The organism is Streptomyces sp. BK79, assembly GCF_044142145.1.
Classification (GTDB): domain Bacteria; phylum Actinomycetota; class Actinomycetes; order Streptomycetales; family Streptomycetaceae; genus Streptomyces.
On sequence record NZ_JBHVOC010000013.1, the window covers coordinates 77,010 to 96,516 of the forward strand.

Annotated in this window: 20 protein-coding genes; 6 read left to right on the forward strand and 14 right to left on the reverse strand. The window is 72.5% G+C overall.

The annotated features are described in order from the left end of the window. Positions 1–2 precede the first annotated feature (2 nt). Positions 3–650 (reverse strand): sulfite oxidase-like oxidoreductase, encoded by a 648-nt coding sequence (locus ACFIF2_RS17805; protein WP_395573637.1) that lies wholly within the window; start codon positions 648–650, stop codon positions 3–5. Positions 651–840: 190 nt separating this feature from the next. On the opposite strand from ACFIF2_RS17805, the gene bfr reads away from it, so the two are divergent. Continuing rightward, positions 841–1,344: a bacterioferritin gene (gene bfr, locus ACFIF2_RS17810; protein ID WP_395573638.1), complete on the forward strand. Its 504-nt coding sequence runs from the start codon at positions 841–843 to the stop codon at positions 1,342–1,344. Here the strand turns inward: bfr and ACFIF2_RS17815 are convergent, their stop codons facing one another. Together ACFIF2_RS17815 and ACFIF2_RS17820 are read right to left on the reverse strand one after the other, a co-directional pair. After that, positions 1,345–1,578: a bacterioferritin-associated ferredoxin gene (locus ACFIF2_RS17815; protein WP_395573640.1), complete on the reverse strand. Its 234-nt coding sequence runs from the start codon at positions 1,576–1,578 to the stop codon at positions 1,345–1,347. It abuts the gene before it with no gap. Positions 1,579–1,744: 166 nt separating this feature from the next. Further along, the gene (locus ACFIF2_RS17820; RefSeq protein ID WP_395573641.1) at positions 1,745–3,100 is read right to left on the reverse strand and encodes a class II 3-deoxy-7-phosphoheptulonate synthase; all 1,356 of its coding nucleotides are present in this window, start codon (positions 3,098–3,100) and stop codon (positions 1,745–1,747) included. A 231-nt stretch (positions 3,101–3,331) separates the two neighbouring features. Between ACFIF2_RS17820 and ACFIF2_RS17825 the strand changes: the two genes are divergently transcribed. Both ACFIF2_RS17825 and ACFIF2_RS17830 read left to right on the forward strand, forming a co-directional pair. Continuing rightward, positions 3,332–3,388, forward strand: a complete 57-nt coding sequence (locus ACFIF2_RS17825; protein ID WP_076973970.1) for a trp operon leader peptide — start codon at positions 3,332–3,334, stop codon at positions 3,386–3,388. Positions 3,389–3,491: 103 nt separating this feature from the next. Beyond that, positions 3,492–5,387, forward strand: a complete 1,896-nt coding sequence (locus ACFIF2_RS17830) for an anthranilate synthase family protein (RefSeq protein WP_395573642.1) — start codon at positions 3,492–3,494, stop codon at positions 5,385–5,387. Here ACFIF2_RS17830 and ACFIF2_RS17835 read toward each other — a convergent pair. The 5 genes from ACFIF2_RS17835 to ACFIF2_RS17855 all read right to left on the reverse strand — a co-directional run bounded on the left by ACFIF2_RS17835 (position 5,339) and on the right by ACFIF2_RS17855 (position 10,280). Beyond that, entirely contained in the window at positions 5,339–6,334 is a 996-nt protein-coding gene (locus ACFIF2_RS17835; protein ID WP_395573643.1) for a 2-hydroxyacid dehydrogenase, read from the reverse strand. The two genes, ACFIF2_RS17830 and ACFIF2_RS17835, sit on opposite strands and share 49 nt — an antisense overlap. Positions 6,335–6,418: 84 nt before the next feature. Then, positions 6,419–7,447, reverse strand: coding sequence for a 6-phosphofructokinase (locus ACFIF2_RS17840; RefSeq protein WP_395573644.1), 1,029 nt, complete (start codon positions 7,445–7,447; stop codon positions 6,419–6,421). Between the two features lie 58 nt (positions 7,448–7,505). Further along, positions 7,506–8,153, reverse strand: coding sequence for a response regulator (locus ACFIF2_RS17845; RefSeq protein WP_395573918.1), 648 nt, complete (start codon positions 8,151–8,153; stop codon positions 7,506–7,508). A gap of 26 nt (positions 8,154–8,179) precedes the next feature. Continuing rightward, entirely contained in the window at positions 8,180–9,424 is a 1,245-nt protein-coding gene (macS, locus tag ACFIF2_RS17850) for a MacS family sensor histidine kinase (protein ID WP_395573646.1), read from the reverse strand. A 52-nt stretch (positions 9,425–9,476) separates the two neighbouring features. Further along, a complete protein-coding gene (locus tag ACFIF2_RS17855) occupies positions 9,477–10,280 on the reverse strand; it encodes a lysophospholipid acyltransferase family protein (RefSeq protein ID WP_395573920.1) in 804 nt (267 codons plus the stop codon). A 222-nt stretch (positions 10,281–10,502) separates the two neighbouring features. Between ACFIF2_RS17855 and ACFIF2_RS17860 the strand changes: the two genes are divergently transcribed. Both ACFIF2_RS17860 and ACFIF2_RS17865 read left to right on the forward strand, forming a co-directional pair. After that, the gene (locus ACFIF2_RS17860) at positions 10,503–11,306 is read left to right on the forward strand and encodes an alpha/beta hydrolase (RefSeq protein ID WP_395573648.1); all 804 of its coding nucleotides are present in this window, start codon (positions 10,503–10,505) and stop codon (positions 11,304–11,306) included. Beyond that, positions 11,299–12,012 (forward strand): hypothetical protein, encoded by a 714-nt coding sequence (locus ACFIF2_RS17865; RefSeq protein WP_395573650.1) that lies wholly within the window; start codon positions 11,299–11,301, stop codon positions 12,010–12,012. Before ACFIF2_RS17860 ends, ACFIF2_RS17865 begins: the two co-directional genes overlap by 8 nt. A 22-nt stretch (positions 12,013–12,034) precedes the next feature. Here the strand turns inward: ACFIF2_RS17865 and ACFIF2_RS17870 are convergent, their stop codons facing one another. The 6 genes from ACFIF2_RS17870 to ACFIF2_RS17895 all read right to left on the reverse strand — a co-directional run bounded on the left by ACFIF2_RS17870 (position 12,035) and on the right by ACFIF2_RS17895 (position 17,316). Beyond that, a complete protein-coding gene (locus ACFIF2_RS17870; protein ID WP_395573652.1) occupies positions 12,035–12,799 on the reverse strand; it encodes an endonuclease/exonuclease/phosphatase family protein in 765 nt (254 codons plus the stop codon). 212 nt (positions 12,800–13,011) lie between these two features. Further along, a complete protein-coding gene (locus ACFIF2_RS17875; RefSeq protein WP_395573654.1) occupies positions 13,012–13,965 on the reverse strand; it encodes an ROK family glucokinase in 954 nt (317 codons plus the stop codon). A 54-nt stretch (positions 13,966–14,019) separates the two neighbouring features. Continuing rightward, positions 14,020–14,556 (reverse strand): DUF5304 domain-containing protein, encoded by a 537-nt coding sequence (locus ACFIF2_RS17880; RefSeq protein ID WP_395573656.1) that lies wholly within the window; start codon positions 14,554–14,556, stop codon positions 14,020–14,022. A gap of 57 nt (positions 14,557–14,613) precedes the next feature. Further along, on the reverse strand, positions 14,614–15,786 hold the full coding sequence (locus ACFIF2_RS17885; protein WP_395573658.1) for an ArsA family ATPase: 1,173 nt from the start codon (positions 15,784–15,786) through the stop codon (positions 14,614–14,616). A gap of 139 nt (positions 15,787–15,925) precedes the next feature. Next, positions 15,926–16,366, reverse strand: coding sequence for an SRPBCC family protein (locus ACFIF2_RS17890; RefSeq protein WP_395573660.1), 441 nt, complete (start codon positions 16,364–16,366; stop codon positions 15,926–15,928). A gap of 152 nt (positions 16,367–16,518) precedes the next feature. Then, positions 16,519–17,316, reverse strand: coding sequence for a metallophosphoesterase (locus tag ACFIF2_RS17895; RefSeq protein WP_395573662.1), 798 nt, complete (start codon positions 17,314–17,316; stop codon positions 16,519–16,521). Between the two features lie 322 nt (positions 17,317–17,638). Between ACFIF2_RS17895 and ACFIF2_RS17900 the strand changes: the two genes are divergently transcribed. Then, positions 17,639–19,435 carry an AMP-dependent synthetase/ligase gene (locus ACFIF2_RS17900; RefSeq protein ID WP_395573664.1) on the forward strand — a complete coding sequence of 599 codons (1,797 nt, stop codon included), beginning with the start codon at positions 17,639–17,641 and terminating at the stop codon, positions 19,433–19,435. Positions 19,436–19,507 lie beyond the last annotated feature (72 nt).

The following is a 19,507-nucleotide window of genomic DNA, read 5'->3' on the forward strand; positions in this document are numbered from 1 at the left end:
GGTCAGAGCTCGGGGCCGTCCCCCGGCTCCTCCTGGTAGGAGTAGCGCTGCTCCCGCCACGGGTCGCCGATGTTGTGGTAGCCGCGCTCCTCCCAGAAGCCGCGACGGTCGGCGGTCATGTACTCGACGCCGCGCACCCACTTCGGGCCCTTCCAGGCGTACAGGTGCGGCACGACCAGCCTCAGCGGGAAGCCGTGCTCGGCGGTGAGCAGCTCGCCGTCCTTGTGGGTGGCGAAGAGGGTGCGTTCGGCGGCGAAGTCGCCGAGCCGGAGGTTGGAGCTGAAGCCGTACTCCGCCCACACCATCACGTGGGTGACGGCGGGCGCGGGCGGGGCCAGCTCCAGGATCGTGCGGGCCGGCACCCCGCCCCACTCCGAGCCGAGCATGCTGAACTTCGTGACGCAGTGCAGGTCGGCGACGACCGTGGTGTACGGCAGGGCGGTGAACTCGTCGTGGGTCCAGCCGCGCTTCTCACCGTCGGCGGTGGCGCCGAAGACCCGGAACTCCCAGCGCTCGGGGCGGAACTTGGGGACCGGTCCGTAGTGCGTGACCGGCCAGCCGCGCTGCAGTCGCTGTCCCGGTGGAAGCTCGGACCGCGACGCTCCTTCCGGACCGCCTTCTCCCGATTCGTGTCCCACCGGCTGACCCATGCCTCCATCCTGACAGACCCGGACCGATGCCCCTGACCCGCCCCCTTACATTCGGACCAAAAGGAATAACGCGAACAATATCGACTAAGCATGTACTTACTTACTAAGTCGAGACTTACTGGACGATCTTCGACGCCGGTGCAATCATGCGGCGCAACACGCCAGTTCCCGTTCTAAGGAGCGTCAAGCGATGCAGGGCGACCCCGAGGTCATCGAGTTCCTCAATGAGCAGCTGACCGCCGAGCTCACGGCGATCAACCAGTACTTCCTGCACGCGAAGCTGCAGGACCACAAGGGCTGGACCAAGCTCGCGAAGTACACGCGCGCGGAGTCCTTCGACGAGATGCGCCACGCCGAGGCGCTCACCGACCGCATCCTGCTCCTGGACGGCCTGCCGAACTACCAGCGGCTCTTCCACGTCCGGGTCGGCCAGAGCGTGACCGAGATGTTCCAGGCCGACCGAGAGATCGAGGTGGAGGCGATCGACCGGCTGCGCCGGGGCATCGAGGTGATGCGGGCCAAGCACGACATCACGTCGGCCAACCTCTTCGAGGCCATCCTCGCCGACGAGGAGCACCACATCGACTACCTGGACACCCAGCTCGAGCTGATCGAGAAGCTGGGCGAGTCGCTGTACCTGTCGACGGTCATCGAGCAGTCCCAGCCGGACGCGTCCGGCCCCGGCTCGCTCTAGCTAGGCCGCTTCGGGAAGCTCCGCGAGGACCGGTTCGCCCTGGTCGGCAAGGTCCCGTCGGGGGCAGGCGCCGCGGCCGAGCAGCGCCTGGATGCGCCGCACGCAGCCGCCGCAGTCGGTGCCGGCCTTGCAGGCGGAGGCGATCTGCCGAGGGGTGCAGGCACCGGCCTCCGCGTGGCCCTTCACCTGTTCCTCGGTGACACCGAAGCAGCTGCAGACGAACACGCGGTTCACCTCCCGAGCGGGGTACAAGGTCGTGCCGTACCGACGACCGGAGACCCGACTGATCGGTGAGGCAAACCTAACCTTACCCATCGCGCAGGGCCGGCAAAAGTGGAGGGGGCGCGGATCGTGTGTGACCCGCGCCCCATTCACTTCGGCCCCGCCCGGGGGCGGACCGTCACTGGTCCCGGTACATCTCCGCCACCAGGAACGCCAGGTCGAGCGACTGGCTGCGGTTGAGCCGCGGGTCGCAGGCCGTCTCGTAGCGCTGGTGCAGGTCGTCGACGAAGATCTCGTCGCCGCCGCCCACACACTCGGTGACGTCGTCGCCGGTCAGCTCCACGTGGATGCCACCCGGGTGGGTGCCGAGCGCCTTGTGGACCTCGAAGAAGCCCTTGACCTCGTCGAGCACGTCGTCGAAGCGCCGGGTCTTGTGGCCCGAGGCCGCCTCGTAGGTGTTGCCGTGCATCGGGTCGGTGATCCAGGCGACGGTGGCGCCGGACGCGGTGACCTTCTCGACCAGCTCGGGGAGCTTGTCGCGGATCTTGTCCGCGCCCATGCGGACGATGAAGGTCAGCCGGCCGGGCTCGCGCTCCGGGTCAAGGCGCTCGATGTACTGGAGCGCCTCCTCGGCCGTCGTCGTCGGGCCGAGCTTGATCCCGATCGGGTTGCGGATGCGCGAGGCGAACTCGATGTGCGCGTGGTCCAGCTGCCGGGTGCGCTCACCGATCCACACCATGTGCGCGGAGACGTCGTACAGCTGCCCGGTGCGGGAGTCGACGCGGGTGAGGGCCGACTCGTAGTCGAGCAGCAGCGCCTCGTGCGAGGAGAAGAACTCGACGGTCTTGAACTCCTCCGGGTCCGTGCCGCAGGCGTGCATGAAGTTCAGCGCCTGGTCGATCTCCCGGGCGAGCTGCTCGTAGCGCTGGCCGGAGGGCGAGGACTTCACGAAGTCCTGGTTCCAGGCGTGCACCTGGCGCAGGTCGGCGTAGCCGCCGGTGGTGAAGGCGCGCACCAGGTTCAGCGTGGAGGCCGAGGCGTGGTACATGCGCTTGAGCCGCTCGGGGTCCGGGATCCGGGCCGCCTCGGTGAAGTCGAAGCCGTTGACGGAGTCGCCGCGGTACGTCGGCAGCGTCACGCCGTCGCGGGTCTCGGTCGGCTTGGAACGCGGCTTGGAGTACTGGCCGGCGATCCGGCCGACCTTCACCACGGGCACGGAGGCGGCGTACGTGAGCACGGCGCCCATCTGGAGGAGGGTTTTGAGCTTCGCCCTGATGTGCTCGGCGGACACCGCGTCGAACGACTCGGCGCAGTCGCCGCCCTGGAGGACGAACGCCTCTCCCCGGGCGACCGCGGCCATACGAGCACGCAGTTGGTCGCACTCTCCGGCGAACACGAGCGGCGGATACGTTTCGAGCTCAGCGATCACATCGCGCAGAGCCTCGGCATCCGGGTACTCGGGCTGCTGCGCCGCGGGCAGGTCTCGCCATGTCGCCTGAGCGGCGACGCTTCGGGAATCAGCGTTCACGGTCACGCACTCAACAGTACGCGGTCGGTCACGGCGTCCATCACCACGCCCAGTGAGTGAGACGGGCGTACTCCTCGGCGGCGTACGCCCGACATCCCCGCAGGTGCGGGGAGCAATCAGCCCCCATATGCAGCAGCGTTTTGAGCTTCGGGCCATCCCCGCACGGGCGGGGAGCACGACAGGATCAACGACGCGATGGGCCCCGGGACACGGCCGGTCTGGTGTACCCTGCGTGCCATGTTCGCGCACTCGATCCAGAACTGGTGGTGGACCGCTCACCCGGCGGCCCACTGACTGCGCGTACGCAAGACTTCGCGAAGGCCGCCCGAGGGGCGGCCTTCGGTGTTTTCGCGACCGGGGTCCGTTCCTCTCCGACTGAACGAGAAGGACACGACCCATGGCGCGTTCCACGACCCCGCTCGACGGCCTCCTGGCCGACCCCCGCCCGTTCGCCCTGCTCCGCCGCCGCACCCCGGGCCACGACCACGACACCGTGGAGCTGCTGCGCGGCCCGGTGACGGAGCACGACAGACTCGCCGGCCTGCCCGACGAGGGCCTGGCGCTCGTCCCCTTCCGGCAGATCCGCGAGCGCGGCTTCGACGTGCGCGACGACGGGACGCCGCTGCTGGTGCTGACCCCCGAGGAGCGGTACGACCTCCCGCTGGCCGAGGTCCTCGCCGCCCTGCCCGCGCACGAGGTCCGCGTCGAGGACGGCGGCTTCGACGTGGACGACGAGGAGTACGCGCGGATCGTCGGGCGGGTGCTGGACGAGGAGATCGGGAGCGGCGAAGGCGCCAACTTCGTCATCCGGCGGACGTACGGGGGCCGGGTCCCCGGGTTCGGGCGGGCCGACGCGCTGGCGCTGTTCCGGCGGCTGCTGGAGGGCGAGCGGGGCGCGTACTGGACGTTCGTCGTGCACACCGGGGACCGGACGCTGGTGGGGGCCAGCCCCGAGGTGCACGTGCGGATGTCCGGCGGGACGGTGGTGATGAACCCGATCAGCGGGACGTACCGCTATCCCGCCGAGGGGCCGACCCCCGAGCACCTGCTGCGTTTCCTCGCCGACGGCAAGGAGATCGAGGAGCTGTCGATGGTGGTCGACGAGGAGCTGAAGATGATGTGCACCGTCGGCGACATGGGCGGTGTGGTCGTGGGCCCCCGGCTCAAGGAGATGGCGCACCTCGCCCACACCGAGTACGAGCTGCGCGGCCGCTCCTCGCTGGACGTGCGCGAGGTGCTGCGGGAGACCATGTTCGCGGCGACGGTCACCGGGTCGCCGGTGCAGAACGCCTGCCGGGTCATCGAGCGGCACGAGGTCGGCGGCCGGGGCTACTACGCGGGCGCCCTGGCGCTGCTCGGCAGGGACCGCGGCGGTGCCCAGACCCTCGACTCCCCCATCCTCATCCGTACCGCCGACATCGACGCCGGCGGGCGGCTGCGGGTGCCGGTCGGCGCCACGCTGGTGCGGGGCTCGGACCCGGCGGGCGAGGTCGCGGAGACCCACGCCAAGGCGGCCGGGGTGCTGGCGGCGCTGGGCGTACGTCCGTCCCGGCCGCGCGCGGAGGCCGGGCGGCCGGCGCTGGCCGACGACCCCCGGGTGCGGGCCGCGCTGGACGGGCGCCGGGCCTCGCTGGCCCCGTTCTGGCTGCGGATGCGGGAGCCGTCCCACGCCCTGGAGGGGCACGCCCTCGTGGTCGACGGGGAGGACACCTTCACGGCGATGCTCGCGCACGTGCTGCGCTCCTCGGGGCTCACGGTGACCGTGCGGCGGTACGACGAGCCGGGGCTGCGCGAGGCGGTGCTCGGGCACGAGGGCCCGGTGGTGCTGGGGCCCGGCCCCGGTGACCCGTCCGACCCGGCCGACCCCAAGATGCGCTTCCTGCGCGCCCTGGCCGCCGACGTGCTGCGGGAGCACCGGCACGGTGTCCTCGGGGTCTGCCTCGGGCACGAGCTGATCGCGGCGGAGCTGGGGCTGGACGTGGTCCGCAAGGAGGTGCCGTACCAGGGGGCGCAGACGGAGATCGACCTGTTCGGGCGGCGCGAGACCGTCGGCTTCTACAACAGCTTCACCGCGCGCTGCGACGACGAGACCGCCGGTGAGCTGGCCGCGCACGGCATCGAGGTGAGCCGCTCGGCGGGCGGCGAGGTGCACGCGCTGCGCGGCGGGGGCTTCGCGGGCGTGCAGTTCCATCCCGAGTCGGTGCTGACGCTGAACGGCGCGGCGATCGTGCGGGAGCTGACCGGTCAGCTGCGCGGCACCAGCACGTTCTCCGAGCGGCGGCCCGCCCGGTAGTCGAGGACGTTGGTCACCGTGGCGTCGACGATCTGGCCGACGGCGTCCTCGGTGTAGTACGCCTGGTGCGAGGTGACCAGGACGTTCGGGAAGGTGACGAGGCGGGCCAGGGTGTCGTCGGCGATGGCCTCCAGGGACTTGTCGAGGAAGAACAGGCCCGCCTCCGCCTCGTACACGTCCAGGCCCACGCCGGTGAACCGGCCGGCCCGCAGCTCGGTGACCAGGGCGGCGGTGTCGACCAGGCCGCCGCGGCTGGAGTTGACCAGGATCGCGTCGTCCCGCATCGATTTGAGGGCGACGGCGTCGATCAGGTGCTGGGTCGCGGGCATGAGCGGGACGTGCAGGGAGACCAGGTCGGACCGGGCGAGCAGCTCGTCCTTGGGGACGTAGCGCATGCCCAGCTCCACGCAGGCGGGGTTCTCGGCGACGTCCCAGCCCAGCAGGCGCATGCCGAAGCCGTGGGCGATGCGGGCGAACGCCTCGCCGATCTTGCCGGTGCCGAGGACGCCGGCGGTGCGGCCGTGCATGTCCCGGCCCATCAGGCCGTGCAGGCGGAAGTCGAAGTCGCGGGTGCGGGTGGAGGCGCGCACGATCCGCCGGTTGACGGCCATCGCGAGGGCCCACGCGAACTCGGCGACCGAGTACGGCGAGTAGTACGAGACCCGGGCGATGGTCATGCCGAGGCGCTCGGCCGCGTCGAGGTCGATGTTGTTGAAGCCGGTGGAGCGCTGGGCCACCATCCGGGTGCCGCCGGCCGCGAGGATCTCCAGGACGCCCGCGCCCAGGTCGGCGTTGACGGACGTGGAGACGATCTCGTGGCCGGCCGCGATGGGGGCGGTGTCCTCGTTGAGGAAGACGTCGAGGCAGCGGACCGCGTCGTGGTCCTGGAAGGCCCGCTCGATCAGGGGCTTCTCGTCGGCCTGGACGCCGAAGGCCAGGATCTCCATGACCGCTCCCGTTCTGCCGGATGCCGGGGTGCTGGGGTGCTGGGCTCCCGGCCGAATATACGGTGCCGTGCCCCGGGCCGCCGGTCAGCCGAAGAAGACCCCGACCTCCTCGTACAGCGCCGGGTCGACGGTCTTCAGCCGGGCGGTGGCGTCGGCGATCGGGACCCGGGCGATGTCCGTGCCGCGCAGGGCGACCATGGTGCCGAAGTCGCCGTCGCGGACGCAGTCGATGGCGTGCAGGCCGAAGCGGGTGGCGAGCCAGCGGTCGAAGGCGCTGGGCGTGCCGCCGCGCTGGACGTGACCGAGGACGGTGGTCCGGGCCTCCTTGCCGGTGCGCTTCTCGATCTCCTTGGCCAGCCATTCGCCGACCCCGGACAGCCGGACGTGCCCGTAGGAGTCCAGCGTCTGGTCCTTGAGCACCATGTCGCCGTCCCTGGGCACCGCCCCCTCGGCGACGACCACGATCGGGGCGTACGACGCCCTAAACCGCGAGGTCACCCAGGCGCACACCTGCTCGATGTCGAAGGGCTGCTCGGGGATGAGGATGACGTTGGCGCCGCCGGCCAGACCCGAGTGCAGGGCGATCCAGCCGGAGTGCCGGCCCATGACCTCGACGACCAGCACGCGCATGTGCGACTCGGCGGTGGTGTGCAGCCGGTCGATGGCCTCGGTGGCGATGGAGACGGCGGTGTCGAAGCCGAAGGTGTAGTCGGTGGCGGACAGGTCGTTGTCGATGGTCTTGGGGACGCCGACGCAGGGCACGCCGTACTCGTCGGCGAGTCGGGTGGCGACGCCGAGGGTGTCCTCGCCGCCGATGGTGATGAGCGCCTCCACGCCGAGCTTGGCGAGGTTGTCCTTGATGCGCCGGATGCCGTTCTCGTGCCGGAGCGGGTTGGTGCGCGAGGAGCCGAGGACGGTGCCGCCGCGGGGCAGGATGCCGCGGACGGCCGGGATGTCGAGGCGGACGGTGTCGCCCTCCAGGGGGCCGCGCCAGCCGTCCCGGAAGCCGGTGAATTCGTAGCCGTACTCCTGGACGCCCTTGCGGACGACGGCCCGGATGACGGCGTTGAGCCCGGGGCAGTCGCCGCCGCCGGTCAGTACTCCGACCCTCATCGTGCAACTCCCTTGCCACAGCGGGTGGTTCAGGCCACTGCCACTGTCCCGCGCGGGGTCACGCGTCGTCCAGACCCCGTTCTATCGCGTACCGCACGAGTTCCACGCGGTTGTGCAGCTGGAGCTTGCCCAGGGTGTTCTGGACGTGGTTCTGCACGGTGCGGTGGGAGATGACGAGGCGCTCGGCGATCTGCTTGTAGCTGAGGCCCTTGGCGACCAGGCGCAGCACCTCGGTCTCGCGGTCGGTGAGCCGGGGCGCCCCGGGGTCGTCGGTGCCCGCGGGCGGGGCGGGTTCGGAGGCGAGGCGGCGGTACTCGCCGAGGACCAGTCCGGCCAGCCCGGGGGTGAAGACCGGGTCGCCGGCGGCCGTGCGGCGCACCGCGTCCTGCAACTCCTCGGTGGAGGCCGACTTCAGCAGGTATCCGGTCGCGCCGGACTTCACCGCCTCCAGCACGTCGGCGTGCTCGCCGCTCGCGGAGAGGACCAGGACGCGCAGCTTCGGGTCGGCGCCGACGACCTCCTTGCAGACCTGGACGCCGGGCTTGCCGGGCAGGTTGAGGTCGAGCACGAGGACGTCGGGCGCGGCGGCCCGGGCCCGGCGCACGGCCTGGTCGCCGTCGCCGGCAGTGGCGACCACGTCGAAGCCGGACTCGGCCAGGTCCCGGGCGACCGCGTCGCGCCACATCGGGTGGTCGTCGACCACCATGACCTTGATGGTTCCCTGTCGCTCGGTCACTGCTCTGCCGCCTTCCCCCGCGCGGTGGTACTGGTTCTCGTGAACGTCTTGGGTGCCCTCAGTTCGACCTCCGTGCCCTGGCCGGGCACCGAGATCAGCTCGGCCGTGCCGCCGAGGTCGCGCAGCCGGCCCCGGATCGACAGGGCCACGCCGAGGCGTCCCTCGCCCTCGGCCTCGGCGAGCCGCCCCTCCGGGATGCCGGGTCCCTCGTCGCGGACGGTGACGATCACCTCGTCCGGTTCGTCCTCGACCAGGATCCAGGCGCGCGCGTCGGCGCCGACGTGGGTGCGGACGTTGTCCAGGGCCGCCCCCACGGCGGCCGCGAGTTCCCGGGCCGCGACCGGGTCCAGCGGCACCGGGGCGCCCGGCTCGGCGAGGTTCACCAGGGAGCCGGCGTACGGGGCGAGCAGGGCGCGCAGATCGACGGGACCGCCCGGATCGTCCCCGTCCGGTTCCTCCACCGCCCGGACGACCGCGCCCTCGGCGGCGTTCTCCGACACGCGGGAGACGGGCACCAGGCCGCCGGAGACCAGGGTGCGCAGCGCCACCTCCTGCTCGCCCGCCATCCGGCCCAGCTCGGCCGCCTCGCCGCCGATGACGGCGCCGCGCCGCTGCACCATCGCGAGCACCTGGAGCACGCTGTCGTGGATGTCCCGGGCGAGCCGCTCCCGCTCCCTGGTCGCCGCCTCGATCTCCAGGGCGCGGGCGAGGGTGCGCTCGGAGGCGCGGGCGACCTCGACGACGTAGCCGATGGCGATGGAGGCGACCCAGACGAGCATCACGTTGTGGACGGTGTCGCGGGCGGGGTGGCCGCGCTCGGCCAGGTTGGCGACGGCGACGAGGGTGGAGGCGACGGCGGCCCAGCGCCAGCCGCCCTTGACGGCGAAGGCCAGGACGGAGCCGGCGGTCCATATCGAGGGCAGGGTCGGGCCGCCGTCCATGACCCGTTCGGGCGCGTCGGCGAGCGGGGTGAGCAGGATGCCGGTGACGGCGATCGTGAGGTCGGCGGCGAGGAACCGCTTGGTGCAGCTCGCGGCGCCGGAGACCTTGGGGAGGGTCGCCAGGGTCCAGACGAAGAGGACCGCGTAGTAGGCGACGGCGAGCCAGGGCCGGGTGAAGCCGGAGTACGCGGTGGCGAAGAAGCCGATCGCGTACAGCATGGTGAGCACGCGGTAGCCGGCGAGCGCGCGCCACAGCGGCTGCTCCACCGACATCCTCATGACTCGCTCGCGCCTGGCCATGTCCCCCCGTCCCCCCGTCCCGCGGCCGTACGTCCCCGTGCCCGCCGGGCCGCTACCGGTCGCCGGCGGACCGGTCCTGCTCGGCCGCCGACTGCTCCTCGGCGGCCTTCTCCTTGGCCGCCTGTTCCTTCTCCGCCTGCGCGAGCGCGGCCTTCGCCGCCTTGCCCGCCTCCTTCTCCGCCTTCGCCGCCTCGGCGATCTGCCGCTTCATGGCGGTCGCGTACATGTCGACGTACTCCTGGCCGGAGAGCTTCATGATCTCGTACATGACCTCGTCGGTCACCGCGCGCAGGACGAAGCGGTCGTGCTCCATGCCCTGGTAGCGGGTGAAGTCCAGGGGCGCGCCGATGCGGATGCCGGGCCGCATCAGCTTGGGCATCACCTTCCCGGGCGGCTGGATCTTCTCGGTGTCGATCATGGCCACCGGGATCACGGGCGCGCCGGTCGCCAGCGCCACGCGCGCGAGGCCGCCGGGCTTGCCCCGGTACAGCCGTCCGTCCGGGGAGCGCGTGCCCTCCGGGTAGATGCCGAACAGCTCACCGCGCTCCAGGACCTCTATGCCGCTCTTGATCGCGGCCTCACCGGCGCCGCGCGCTCCGGAGCGGTCCACCGGGAGCTGCCCCACGCCCTTGAAGAACGCGGCGGTCAGCCGGCCCTTCACGCCGGGTGTGTTGAAGTACTCGGCCTTGGCGATGAAGGTCACCTTGCGGTCGAGGACGGCCGGCAGGAAGAACGAGTCGGAGAACGACAGGTGGTTGCTCGCCAGAATGGCGGGGCCGTCGGCCGGGATGTGCTCCAGGCCCTCCACCCAGGGCCGGAAGGCGAGCTTCAGCGAACCCCCGACGGTGACCTTCATCGCGCCGTACAACAAGCGAGTGCCTCCTGTGTCTGTGGGTCAGACCTTATCCCGGGGTGGCGTCAATGGCCCCGACGGCCCTGGTCGGTGTCAGTGCGGTCGCGTACGGTGAAGTACCCGCAAGTACCGCACCCGCAAGTACGCACCCGTGTGTACCGCGTCCGCATGCACCGCACCCGACGTGCCGGCTGTGCCGGCCCCCTGACGACAGGAGACCGTGACGTGCCGGTCCTGCCCGGAGCCGAGCCGTTCCGCCACGAGGGCGGTGAGGCCGGCGTCCTGCTCTGCCACGGCTTCACCGGTTCCCCGCAGTCGCTGCGCCCCTGGGCCCGGTACCTCGCCGCGCGCGGTCTGACCGTCGCGCTGCCGCTGCTGCCCGGTCACGGCACCCGCTGGCAGGACATGCAGGTCACCGGCTGGCAGGACTGGTACGCGGAGGTGGACCGCGAGCTGCGGGCCCTGCGCGAGCGCTGTGCGCGCGTCTTCGTGGCCGGCCTGTCCATGGGCGGCGCGCTGGCGCTGCGGCTCGCCGCGAAGCACGGCGACGCGGTCTCGGGCGTCGTGGTCGTCAACCCGGCGAACCGGATGCACGGCGTGGCCCAGCACGCCCTGCCGGTCCTGCGTCATCTGGTGCCGGCGACGAAGGGCATCGCCAGTGACATCGCGAAGCCGCTCAGTACGGAGCTGGGGTACGACAGGGTGCCGCTGCACGCGGCGCACTCGCTGCGCACGTTCTTCCGCCTCGCCGACGGCGACCTGCCGCAGGTGACCCAGCCGCTGCTGTTGCTGCGCAGCCCGCGCGACCACGTGGTGCCGCCCGCCGACTCGGCCCGCATCCTCGGCCGGGTGTCGTCGACGGACGTGACGGAGGTCCTGCTGGAACAGAGCTACCACGTGGCGACGTTGGACCACGACGCGGACCGGATCTTCGCGGAGAGCGTCGCGTTCATCGGCCGGCTCGCGCCCGGTTCCGTCGGGGAGCCGGAGCCCGGTCTCGGCACAGAAGGGACGACCGCAGGTGGCTGAGCACGACTCCGACCGCGAGGACCGCGAGGAGCGCGAGGAGCGGGACCTGGAGCGGGAGCGGGAGCACCGCGAGGGCCCGGAGCGCGCGGAGGACCGCGGCCCCGAGGAGCAGGCCGTGTCCCTCGACGAGGACGCCGCGTGGGCGGCGATCGTCGCCGGGTACGGGGACGAGCCGCCGGACCCGCCGGGCGCCAAGCCGTTCAAGTCGGTGGAGGACCTGGCGCTCCTGGAGCCGGAGACCAACGACGACAGGCCCGGCGCCGACGACGACAAGCCGTCGGCCGACAAGTCGGCGGCGGACAAGTCGGCGGCCGACAAGCCGTCGGCGGACCGGTCCGCGGCGGACCGGCCGGCCTCGGCCCCGCCGCTGGGCGGCTCCGTGGCGTTCGCCCCCGGTGTCGGCCCGCGCGACCACACCCTGGCCGAGCCCTCCGACGACGACCTCGGCGAGGACGACGAGGGCCACTTCGTACCGCCCGAGCCGCCCCCGCTCCCGGAGAGCGACCCCACCGCGAAGTTCGCCTGGCTGGGCGTGCTCGGCGGGCCCGTGCTGCTCCTGCTGGCGGTGGTGCTCGGCTGGGACATGACCTGGTGGCTGCAGACCGTCAGCATCGGCGGCTTCCTCGGCGGCGTCGCGACCCTGGTGATGCGGATGCGGACGGGCGACGAGGACGACGACGACCCGGGGCGGGGCGCGGTGGTCTAGGAACCCGCGCGTCCGGCGGGGATCACGCCGCGGACGCGGGCACGCGGAGGGCGGTCAGGACCGGGAGGTGGTCCGTGGCCGCCCTCAGGTCGTCCTCGGCGACCCCGGGAAGGCCGAGCGGCACGCCGCAGCCCAGCACCTCGACGCCCTCCGTGACGAAGACCGCGTCGATGCGGCGGTCCGGGGCGGCGGCGGGGAAGGTGTACTCGCCGCCCCAGGGCACGGCGGTCCAGCCGTCGCGCAGCCCGTCGCCGATCCGCCGGAAGGTCCGGCCGCCGGGGCGCTCGTTCAGGTCGCCGCCCGCGACCGCGTGCGGCACACCCAGGCCGGCGAGGTGGTCGAGGAGCAGCCCCGCCTGCTCGTACCGCTCGTCCTGCCGCAGCGACAGGTGGCAGCTCAGCACGCCGAGGCGGGCCCCGCCGATCCGGACCACCGCGGTCGCCAGGCCCCGTCGGTGCTGACCGGGGGTGAGCGGGAGCAGCACGTCCTCGGTGCGCTCGACGGTGGCGCGCAGGGAGCACAGCAGCGCGGGGCCGGCGGCGGTGGCGCCGCCGGAGAGGTGGACCAGTCCGGAAGCGGCGGCGAGCCGGGTGAGCTTCTTGCGCCAGCGGAAGAGGCGGGGGGCCTCCTGGAGGAGGACGAGATCGGGGGCGCAGCCGGCGATCACCCGGGCGAGGGCGTCGGTGTCGTCGCGCATCGAGCGGATGTTGTAGCTGAGGACCCGGACGACGGCGGAACCGTCGGGCTCCGTGCGGGAGTTGGGGAGCGCGGGGAGGGACGTTGCCATGCCGCCAATTTACGGGACCGCGTGATCAAGGCGCGCGTGATCCAGGCGCGCGTGATCAAGGCGCGTGAACAGGGTGTCTCGGGGCCGGGCGCCTCGGGGCCGGGGCGCGGGGTTCATGGGCGACTGCCGGTAGTACGTGGCTTGTCGCGCAGTCCCCCGCGCCCCTCGCGCCCCTCGGGCCGGGACAGTGCCCGTCGCCCGAAAAGCGACCGTCACATGATCGGGTCGGGCTCCCGGGCCAGGTCGGCCGCGCCGACCAGGCCGGCCTTGTTGCCCAGCTGAGCGGCGATCACGTCGGCGACCGGGCGCCAGTTGCCGCCGACCAGCCACCGCTTGTAGGACTTGCGGATCGGGTCGAGCACCAGGTCGCCCTCGTCGGAGAGGCCGCCGCCGACGATGAAGGCGGACGGGTCGAAGAGGGAGGCCAGGTCGGCGAGACCGGCACCGGCCCAGCGGGCCAGCTCGCGGTAGGAGTCGACGGCGACGGGGCAGCCCTGGCGGGCGGCGACCGAGATGTGCTTGCCCTCGATGCCGTCGGGGGTGCCGTCGCCGAGCGCGAGCAGCACCTCGGCGCGCTCGGGGGTCGCGTTGGCGCGCTGCTTGGCGTACCGCACCAGCGCCCGGCCCGACGCGTACTGCTCCCAGCAGCCCTGCGAGCCGCAGCCGCACAGCAGGCCGTCCGGCACCATGCGGATGTGGCCGAACTCGGCGGCCACGCCGAAGTGGCCGCGGCGCAGCTTGTTGCCGATGATGATGCCGCCGCCGAGGCCGGTGCCGAGGGTGATGCAGATGACGTTGCGGTGGCCCTTGCCGCCGCCGAACTTGTACTCGCCCCAGGCCGCGGCGTTGGCGTCGTTCTCCACGACGACCGGGAGGCCGACGCGGGCCTCGACCTTCTCCTTCAGCGGCTCCTGGCGCCAGTCGATGTTGGGCGCGAAGTAGACCGTGGAGCGCTGGCGGTTGACGTATCCGGCGGCGCCGATGCCGACGCCGACGATCTCGTGCCCCGCGCGGGCGCCCTCCACCGCGGAGGCGATGGCGTCCACGATGCCCTCGGGCGTGCCCGGGGTCGGCACCTTGTGGGTCGAGAGGATGTTGCCTTCCTCGTCGACCACGCCGGCCGCGATCTTCGTGCCGCCGATGTCGACGCCGATGGTGAGTCCCATGAATCCCTCAGTTCGGTCGAGCCCCGCTATGGCCAACCGTACCCGAGGCAGGGCTCAGTCCAGGTCGATGCGCTGTCCCGGGCCGGTGCCCTCATCGCCTTCGTCCCGGTCGTCCTCGCCCCGTTCGTCCAGGTCGCGGGGGTCGCGCACGTCCTTGGCGGCGGTGTCCGGGGCGGTCCAGCGGCGCTCCTGGTTCTGGACGGCGGAGCGGTAGGCGGCGAGGAGTTCACCGCCGGCGGCGGCGAGGTGGTCGAAGACGTCCGGGTTGCGCTCGATGACCGGTTCGACGGCGGCCTTCGCCTGCTGCACGACCTGCCGGACCACCTGCTGGGCGGCCGGTCCGGCGACCTGGCCGAGCAGCGGGGACCGGAGGCCGGACAGCTTGTCCGCGACGGTGTCGACGAGCCGGCGCAGCTCCTCGGCGGCCGAGCCGGGCGGCGGCCCGTACTCGGCGCGGCGGCGGGCCTGCTCCGCCTCCAGGTCCTCGGCGCACGCCGTCGACCAGGCGTCGGCGTCGGCCGGTCGCGCTTCGTCCACCGCGTCGGCCTCGTCGGGGCGGGGGGCCTCGGACGGGGGGAGCTCTTCGCTCATGACGGACTCCTGACTACGGTTCGTCCTTACGACGTTACCCGAACGGGCGTAGCCGGATCAGCGCTCTCGGGGCCACAGCCGCGGGTCCGGCGTGAACCGGACGGCGAGCGTGCCCTGACGCAACGCGGCCCCGTCGACGGTGCAGCGGCGCAGCGCGGAGGGCAGCGGGACGATCCGGCGGTACGGTCCGGCGGCGACGACCAGGTCGTCACCGCGCCGGACCAGGTCGAGTTCGTCGCGGACGGCGCCGGGCAGCGGGATGTTCCAGACCAGCACGCCGTCCTCGGCCAGCCGGTCGGTCACGGGCCACTCGACCGGGGACGCCTCGGGGTTGACGCCGGGCGCGGCGAGCGCGGTGAGGTCGTCCGTGCCGCGCGGGTCGTGTCCGAGGTGGGCGACGGTGCGGACGTCGTACGTGCCGTGCCACTCCTCCAGTGTCTTGCGCTGCTGGGTGAGGGGGCCGGTGAGCCAGCTGTCGGCGGGGGTGTCCTCGGGCAGGACGCGGTTGGCGACGAGCAGGTCGGTGCGCAGGCCGCGCAGGGCGAGGCCGAGGCCGGCCGAGCGGACGGCGTCGGCGCCGGCCGGGCCGGGCTCGGCGACCAGCCGTACGACGGTGCCGCGGTCGGCGAGGACGGCCTCGGCGGCGGCGAGTTCCAGGTCCCAGCGGCCTGCGGCCTCGTACAGCGCCTCGGCGGGCATGGGGACGCCGGCGAGGCGGCCGAGGACGGGGCGCAGGGCGCGGGCGGCCTGCCGCTCGGGCGGGAGCAGGCGGCGCAGGTAGCGGCGCAGTTCCTCGGGCAGGGCGAGCAGGGCGAGGGCCCGGGGCGCGGGCGGGAGGTCGACGACGAGGAGGTCGTGCGCCTCGGCGAGGGCGGCGTCGCGCAGGGCGCGCAGCAGGGCGAGTTCGTCGGCGCCGGGCAGCGGGGTGAGTTCCTCGGGGTCGAGGCGGGTGGCGCCGAGCAGGCCGAGGGCGGAGGCGGCGCGGTCCTGGAGGGCGGCGAGGCCGTCCCGGAACCCCTGGGCCGGGTCGGGCCGCCGGACGGTGAGGCCGGGTTCGACGGAGGCCGGCGCGGGTCCGGTGCGCATCCCGAGCGCGGCGCCGAGGGTGTCGTCGCGGTCGGCGCCGAGGAGGAGGGTGCGGGTGCCCTGCCGGGCGGCGGCGAGCGCGGTGGCGGCGGCGACGGTGGTACGGCCACTGCCGCCGGGGCCGGTGATCAGGATGGTGCGCATGGGGGTGAACGGTACCCGGGGGCCCCGCCGGTCGGGCTCGTCGACCGGCGCGGGGCGCGGGCCGGGTGGGGGTCGCGCGGCCCGGCGCGGCGGGGTGCCTCCCCCACCGCCCACCCGCAGCCGGGAGAGGTGGCGGGCGCTACTTCGCGCCCGACTCCACGCGCTTCTTCAGGCCCGCCAGCGCCCGGTCGGTGATGACCTTCTCGGCCTTGCGCTTGATCATGCCCAGCATCGGGATCTTGACGTCGACCGTCAGCCGGTAGGTGACCTCCGTGCCCGTGCCCGCCTCCTTGAGGAGGTAGGAGCCGTCGAGGGAACGGAGCATCTGGGACTTCACCAGCGTCCAGGACACCTCGTGCGTGCCGGTCCAGGTGTAGGCCAGTGTCTGGTCGTCCTTGATCGCCCCGGCGTCCATGACGAGCCGGACCTGCTCCGCGCGGCCGTCGGCGTCCGTCGCGAGCACCTCGGCCTCCTTCACCTCGCCGGTCCAGTCCGGGTAGCGGGCGAAGTCGGCGATCACCGACATGACGTCGGCCGGTGCCGCCTCGATGGTGATGCTCGAGCTCGTGTGTTCCGCCATCGCCGTGGCTCCTCCGGATACGGGCCGCTACTGAGGTGGGCGCGCGCCCCGCCCCTCGTCGGCGTGGTGCGCACGTGTGTGCCGCGTGAAGGCTATCGCGCACGGGCAGGGCGAACGTCACCGCCCGCCCGGGCAGGTCCGCCCGCGCACGTTCACCACTCGAGCGCCCACGGCGTCCCCGTCGACGCGAAGTGCCCGACGTTCACGCACTCGGTCGCGCCGATCCGCATCCGCCGCACCAGCGGCTGGTGGACGTGCCCGAACAGCGCGTACCGGGGGCGGGTGCGGCGGATCGCGTCCAGCAGCGCCCTGCTGCCCCGCTCGAAGCGCCGCGCCACCGTGTCGTAGACCAGCTCCGGCACCTCCGGCGGGATGTGCGTGCACAGCACGTCCACCTCGCCGACGGCCTCGATCTTCGCCGCGTACTCCTCGTCGTCGATCTCGTACGGCGTGCGCATCGGCGTCCGCAGCCCGCCGCCGACGAAGCCGAAGACCCGGCCGCCGATCTCCACCCGCTCCCCGTCGAGCACGGTCGTGCCGGGACGGGCGTACTCGCGCCACAGGGGCGGCATGTCGACGTTGCCGTAGGTGGCGTACGTCGGAGTGGGGAACGCGGCGAACAGCTCGGCGTACTGCCGGCGCACCGCGTCCTCGACGAGTTTCTCCGCGTCCCCGCCGACGCCCGCCCACAGTCGCCTCCCGTACTCCCGCGCCTCGGTGAAGCGCCGGGCGGTGCGCAGCTCGACGATGCGGTCGGCGCTCGCGACGCCGAACAGGTCGGGGAAGATGCCGCGCGAGTGGTCGGCGTAGTCGAGGAAGAGGACCAGGTCCCCGAGGCAGACCAGGGCGTCGGCGCCCTCGCCGGCCCTGGCCAGGTCGCGGGCGTTGCCATGGACGTCGCTGACCACATGGACGCGCGTCCTCGTGTTACCGGGCGGTGTGGGTGCCATGGCGATCAAGCGTAAGCAGCGGGTGCCTCTTGTGAACAGTGGCGGTCGGACCTGCGGTTACTGGCTGGTCGGTTGATCCGTCGACTACTCTGCGCCAAGGAAACCCCAACCGTGTGACGCAGCGAACATCTCGCGGGGACCCCCTGTCGGAGAAGCCATACCGGCGGGTAACGTCCGGGCAGTCCAGTGGTGCTCAGGATTTCAACATGTGAATCGGCGTGTGGTTCGGCATGTGAGGTCCGGGAGCACTTGCCCGAGCCTTGGACCGCACCGTCGCATCACACAGTGTCGTGGCGCCGGCGCCCTATGAGGAGCAGCAGTCTTGCGCGAGTTCAGCCTTCCGGCTTTGTACGAGGTCCCGTCGGACGGAAACCTGACCGACATCGTCCGCAGAAACGCCGCGCAGCACCCGGACGTAGCCGTCATCTCCCGCAAGGTGGGCGGCGCCTGGCAGGACGTGACCGCCCGCGCCTTCCTCGCCGAGGTGCGGTCCGCCGCCAAGGGCCTGATCGCCTCCGGCGTCCAGCCGGGCGACCGCGTCGGCCTCATGTCCCGGACGCGCTACGAGTGGACGCTGCTGGACTTCGCGATCTGGAGCGCGGGCGCGGTCACCGTGCCGGTGTACGAGACCAGCTCTCCCGAGCAGGTGCAGTGGATCCTCGGCGACTCGGGCGCGACCGCCTGCGTCGTGGAGTCGGCCGCGCACGCCGCCGCCGTCGAGTCGGTGCGCGAGCGGCTGCCCGCCCTCAAGCACGTCTGGCAGATCGACGCCGGTGCCGTGGAGGAGCTGGGGCGCCTGGGCCAGGACGTCACGGACCAGACCGTCGAGGAGCGCGGCTCGATCGCGAAGGCCGACGACCCGGCGACCATCGTCTACACCTCCGGCACCACCGGCCGCCCCAAGGGCTGCGTGCTCACCCACCGCAGCTTCTTCGCCGAGTGCGGCAACGTCGTCGAGCGGCTGCGCCCGCTGTTCCGCACCGGCGAGTGTTCGGTCCTCCTGTTCCTCCCGCTCGCCCACGTCTTCGGCCGCCTCGTCCAGGTCGCGCCGATGATCGCGCCGATCAAGCTGGGCTGCGTCCCCGACATCAAGAACCTCACCGACGAGCTGGCCGCGTTCCGGCCGACGCTGATCCTCGGGGTGCCGCGCGTCTTCGAGAAGGTCTACAACTCGGCGCGCGCCAAGGCGCAGGCCGACGGCAAGGGCAAGATCTTCGACAAGGCCGCCGACACGGCGATCGCGTACAGCAAGGCGCTGGACGCCCCGTCGGGTCCGTCCCTCGGTCTGAAGATCAAGCACAAGGTCTTCGACAAGCTCGTCTACAGCAAGCTCCGCACGGTCCTCGGCGGGCGCGGCGAGTACGCCATCTCCGGCGGCGCCCCGCTCGGCGAGCGGCTCGGCCACTTCTTCCGCGGCATCGGCTTCACGGTCCTGGAGGGCTACGGCCTGACCGAGTCCTGCGCGGCCACCGCGTTCAACCCCTGGGACCGGCAGAAGATCGGCACGGTCGGCCAGCCGCTGCCCGGCTCCGTGGTGCGCATCGCGGACGACGGGGAGGTGCTGCTGCACGGCGAGCACCTGTTCAAGGAGTACTGGAACAACCCGGACGCCACCGCCGAGGCGCTGGCCGACGGCTGGTTCCACACCGGGGACATCGGCACCCTCGACGAGGACGGCTACCTGCGGATCACCGGCCGCAAGAAGGAGATCATCGTCACCGCCGGCGGCAAGAACGTCGCTCCGGCCGTCATAGAGGACCGCATCCGGGCCCACGCGCTGGTCGCGGAGTGCATGGTGGTCGGCGACGGGCGGCCGTTCGTGGGCGCGCTGGTGACCATCGACGAGGAGTTCCTCGGCCGCTGGTGCGCGGACCACGGCAAGCCCGCCGGCTCGACCGCGGTGTCGCTGCGGGAGGACCCGGACCTGATCGCGGCGATCCAGGACGCGATCGACGACGGCAACGCGGCGGTGTCGAAGGCGGAGTCGGTGCGGAAGTTCCGGGTGCTCGGCGCGCAGTTCTCCGAGGACTCGGGGCACCTGACGCCGTCGCTGAAGCTGAAGCGGAATGTTGTCGCGAAGGACTATGCCGACGAGATCGAGGCGATCTACGCGAAGTAGGGGCGCCTTCCGGGGTACCGGGTCCGGTTCGTCGGCGGCTTCGCGTTCCTCGTGGCTTGTCGCGCAGTTCCC

Excerpts from the sequence above, each read along its gene's own strand:
- ACFIF2_RS17805 (WP_395573637.1), bottom strand. The coding sequence starts at position 650 with ATGGGTCAGCCGGTGGGACACGAATCGGGAGAAGGCGGTCCGGAAGGA.
- bfr (WP_395573638.1), top strand. The coding sequence starts at position 841 with ATGCAGGGCGACCCCGAGGTCATCGAGTTCCTCAATGAGCAGCTGACC.
- ACFIF2_RS17830 (WP_395573642.1), top strand. The coding sequence starts at position 3,492 with ATGGCGCGTTCCACGACCCCGCTCGACGGCCTCCTGGCCGACCCCCGC.
- ACFIF2_RS17835 (WP_395573643.1), bottom strand. The coding sequence starts at position 6,334 with ATGGAGATCCTGGCCTTCGGCGTCCAGGCCGACGAGAAGCCCCTGATC.
- ACFIF2_RS17840 (WP_395573644.1), bottom strand. The coding sequence starts at position 7,447 with ATGAGGGTCGGAGTACTGACCGGCGGCGGCGACTGCCCCGGGCTCAAC.
- ACFIF2_RS17845 (WP_395573918.1), bottom strand. The coding sequence starts at position 8,153 with ATGGTGGTCGACGACCACCCGATGTGGCGCGACGCGGTCGCCCGGGAC.
- macS (WP_395573646.1), bottom strand. The coding sequence starts at position 9,424 with ATGGCCAGGCGCGAGCGAGTCATGAGGATGTCGGTGGAGCAGCCGCTG.
- ACFIF2_RS17855 (WP_395573920.1), bottom strand. The coding sequence starts at position 10,280 with ATGAAGGTCACCGTCGGGGGTTCGCTGAAGCTCGCCTTCCGGCCCTGG.
- ACFIF2_RS17870 (WP_395573652.1), bottom strand. The coding sequence starts at position 12,799 with ATGGCAACGTCCCTCCCCGCGCTCCCCAACTCCCGCACGGAGCCCGAC.
- ACFIF2_RS17875 (WP_395573654.1), bottom strand. The coding sequence starts at position 13,965 with ATGGGACTCACCATCGGCGTCGACATCGGCGGCACGAAGATCGCGGCC.
- ACFIF2_RS17880 (WP_395573656.1), bottom strand. The coding sequence starts at position 14,556 with ATGAGCGAAGAGCTCCCCCCGTCCGAGGCCCCCCGCCCCGACGAGGCC.
- ACFIF2_RS17885 (WP_395573658.1), bottom strand. The coding sequence starts at position 15,786 with ATGCGCACCATCCTGATCACCGGCCCCGGCGGCAGTGGCCGTACCACC.
- ACFIF2_RS17890 (WP_395573660.1), bottom strand. The coding sequence starts at position 16,366 with ATGGCGGAACACACGAGCTCGAGCATCACCATCGAGGCGGCACCGGCC.
- ACFIF2_RS17895 (WP_395573662.1), bottom strand. The coding sequence starts at position 17,316 with ATGGCACCCACACCGCCCGGTAACACGAGGACGCGCGTCCATGTGGTC.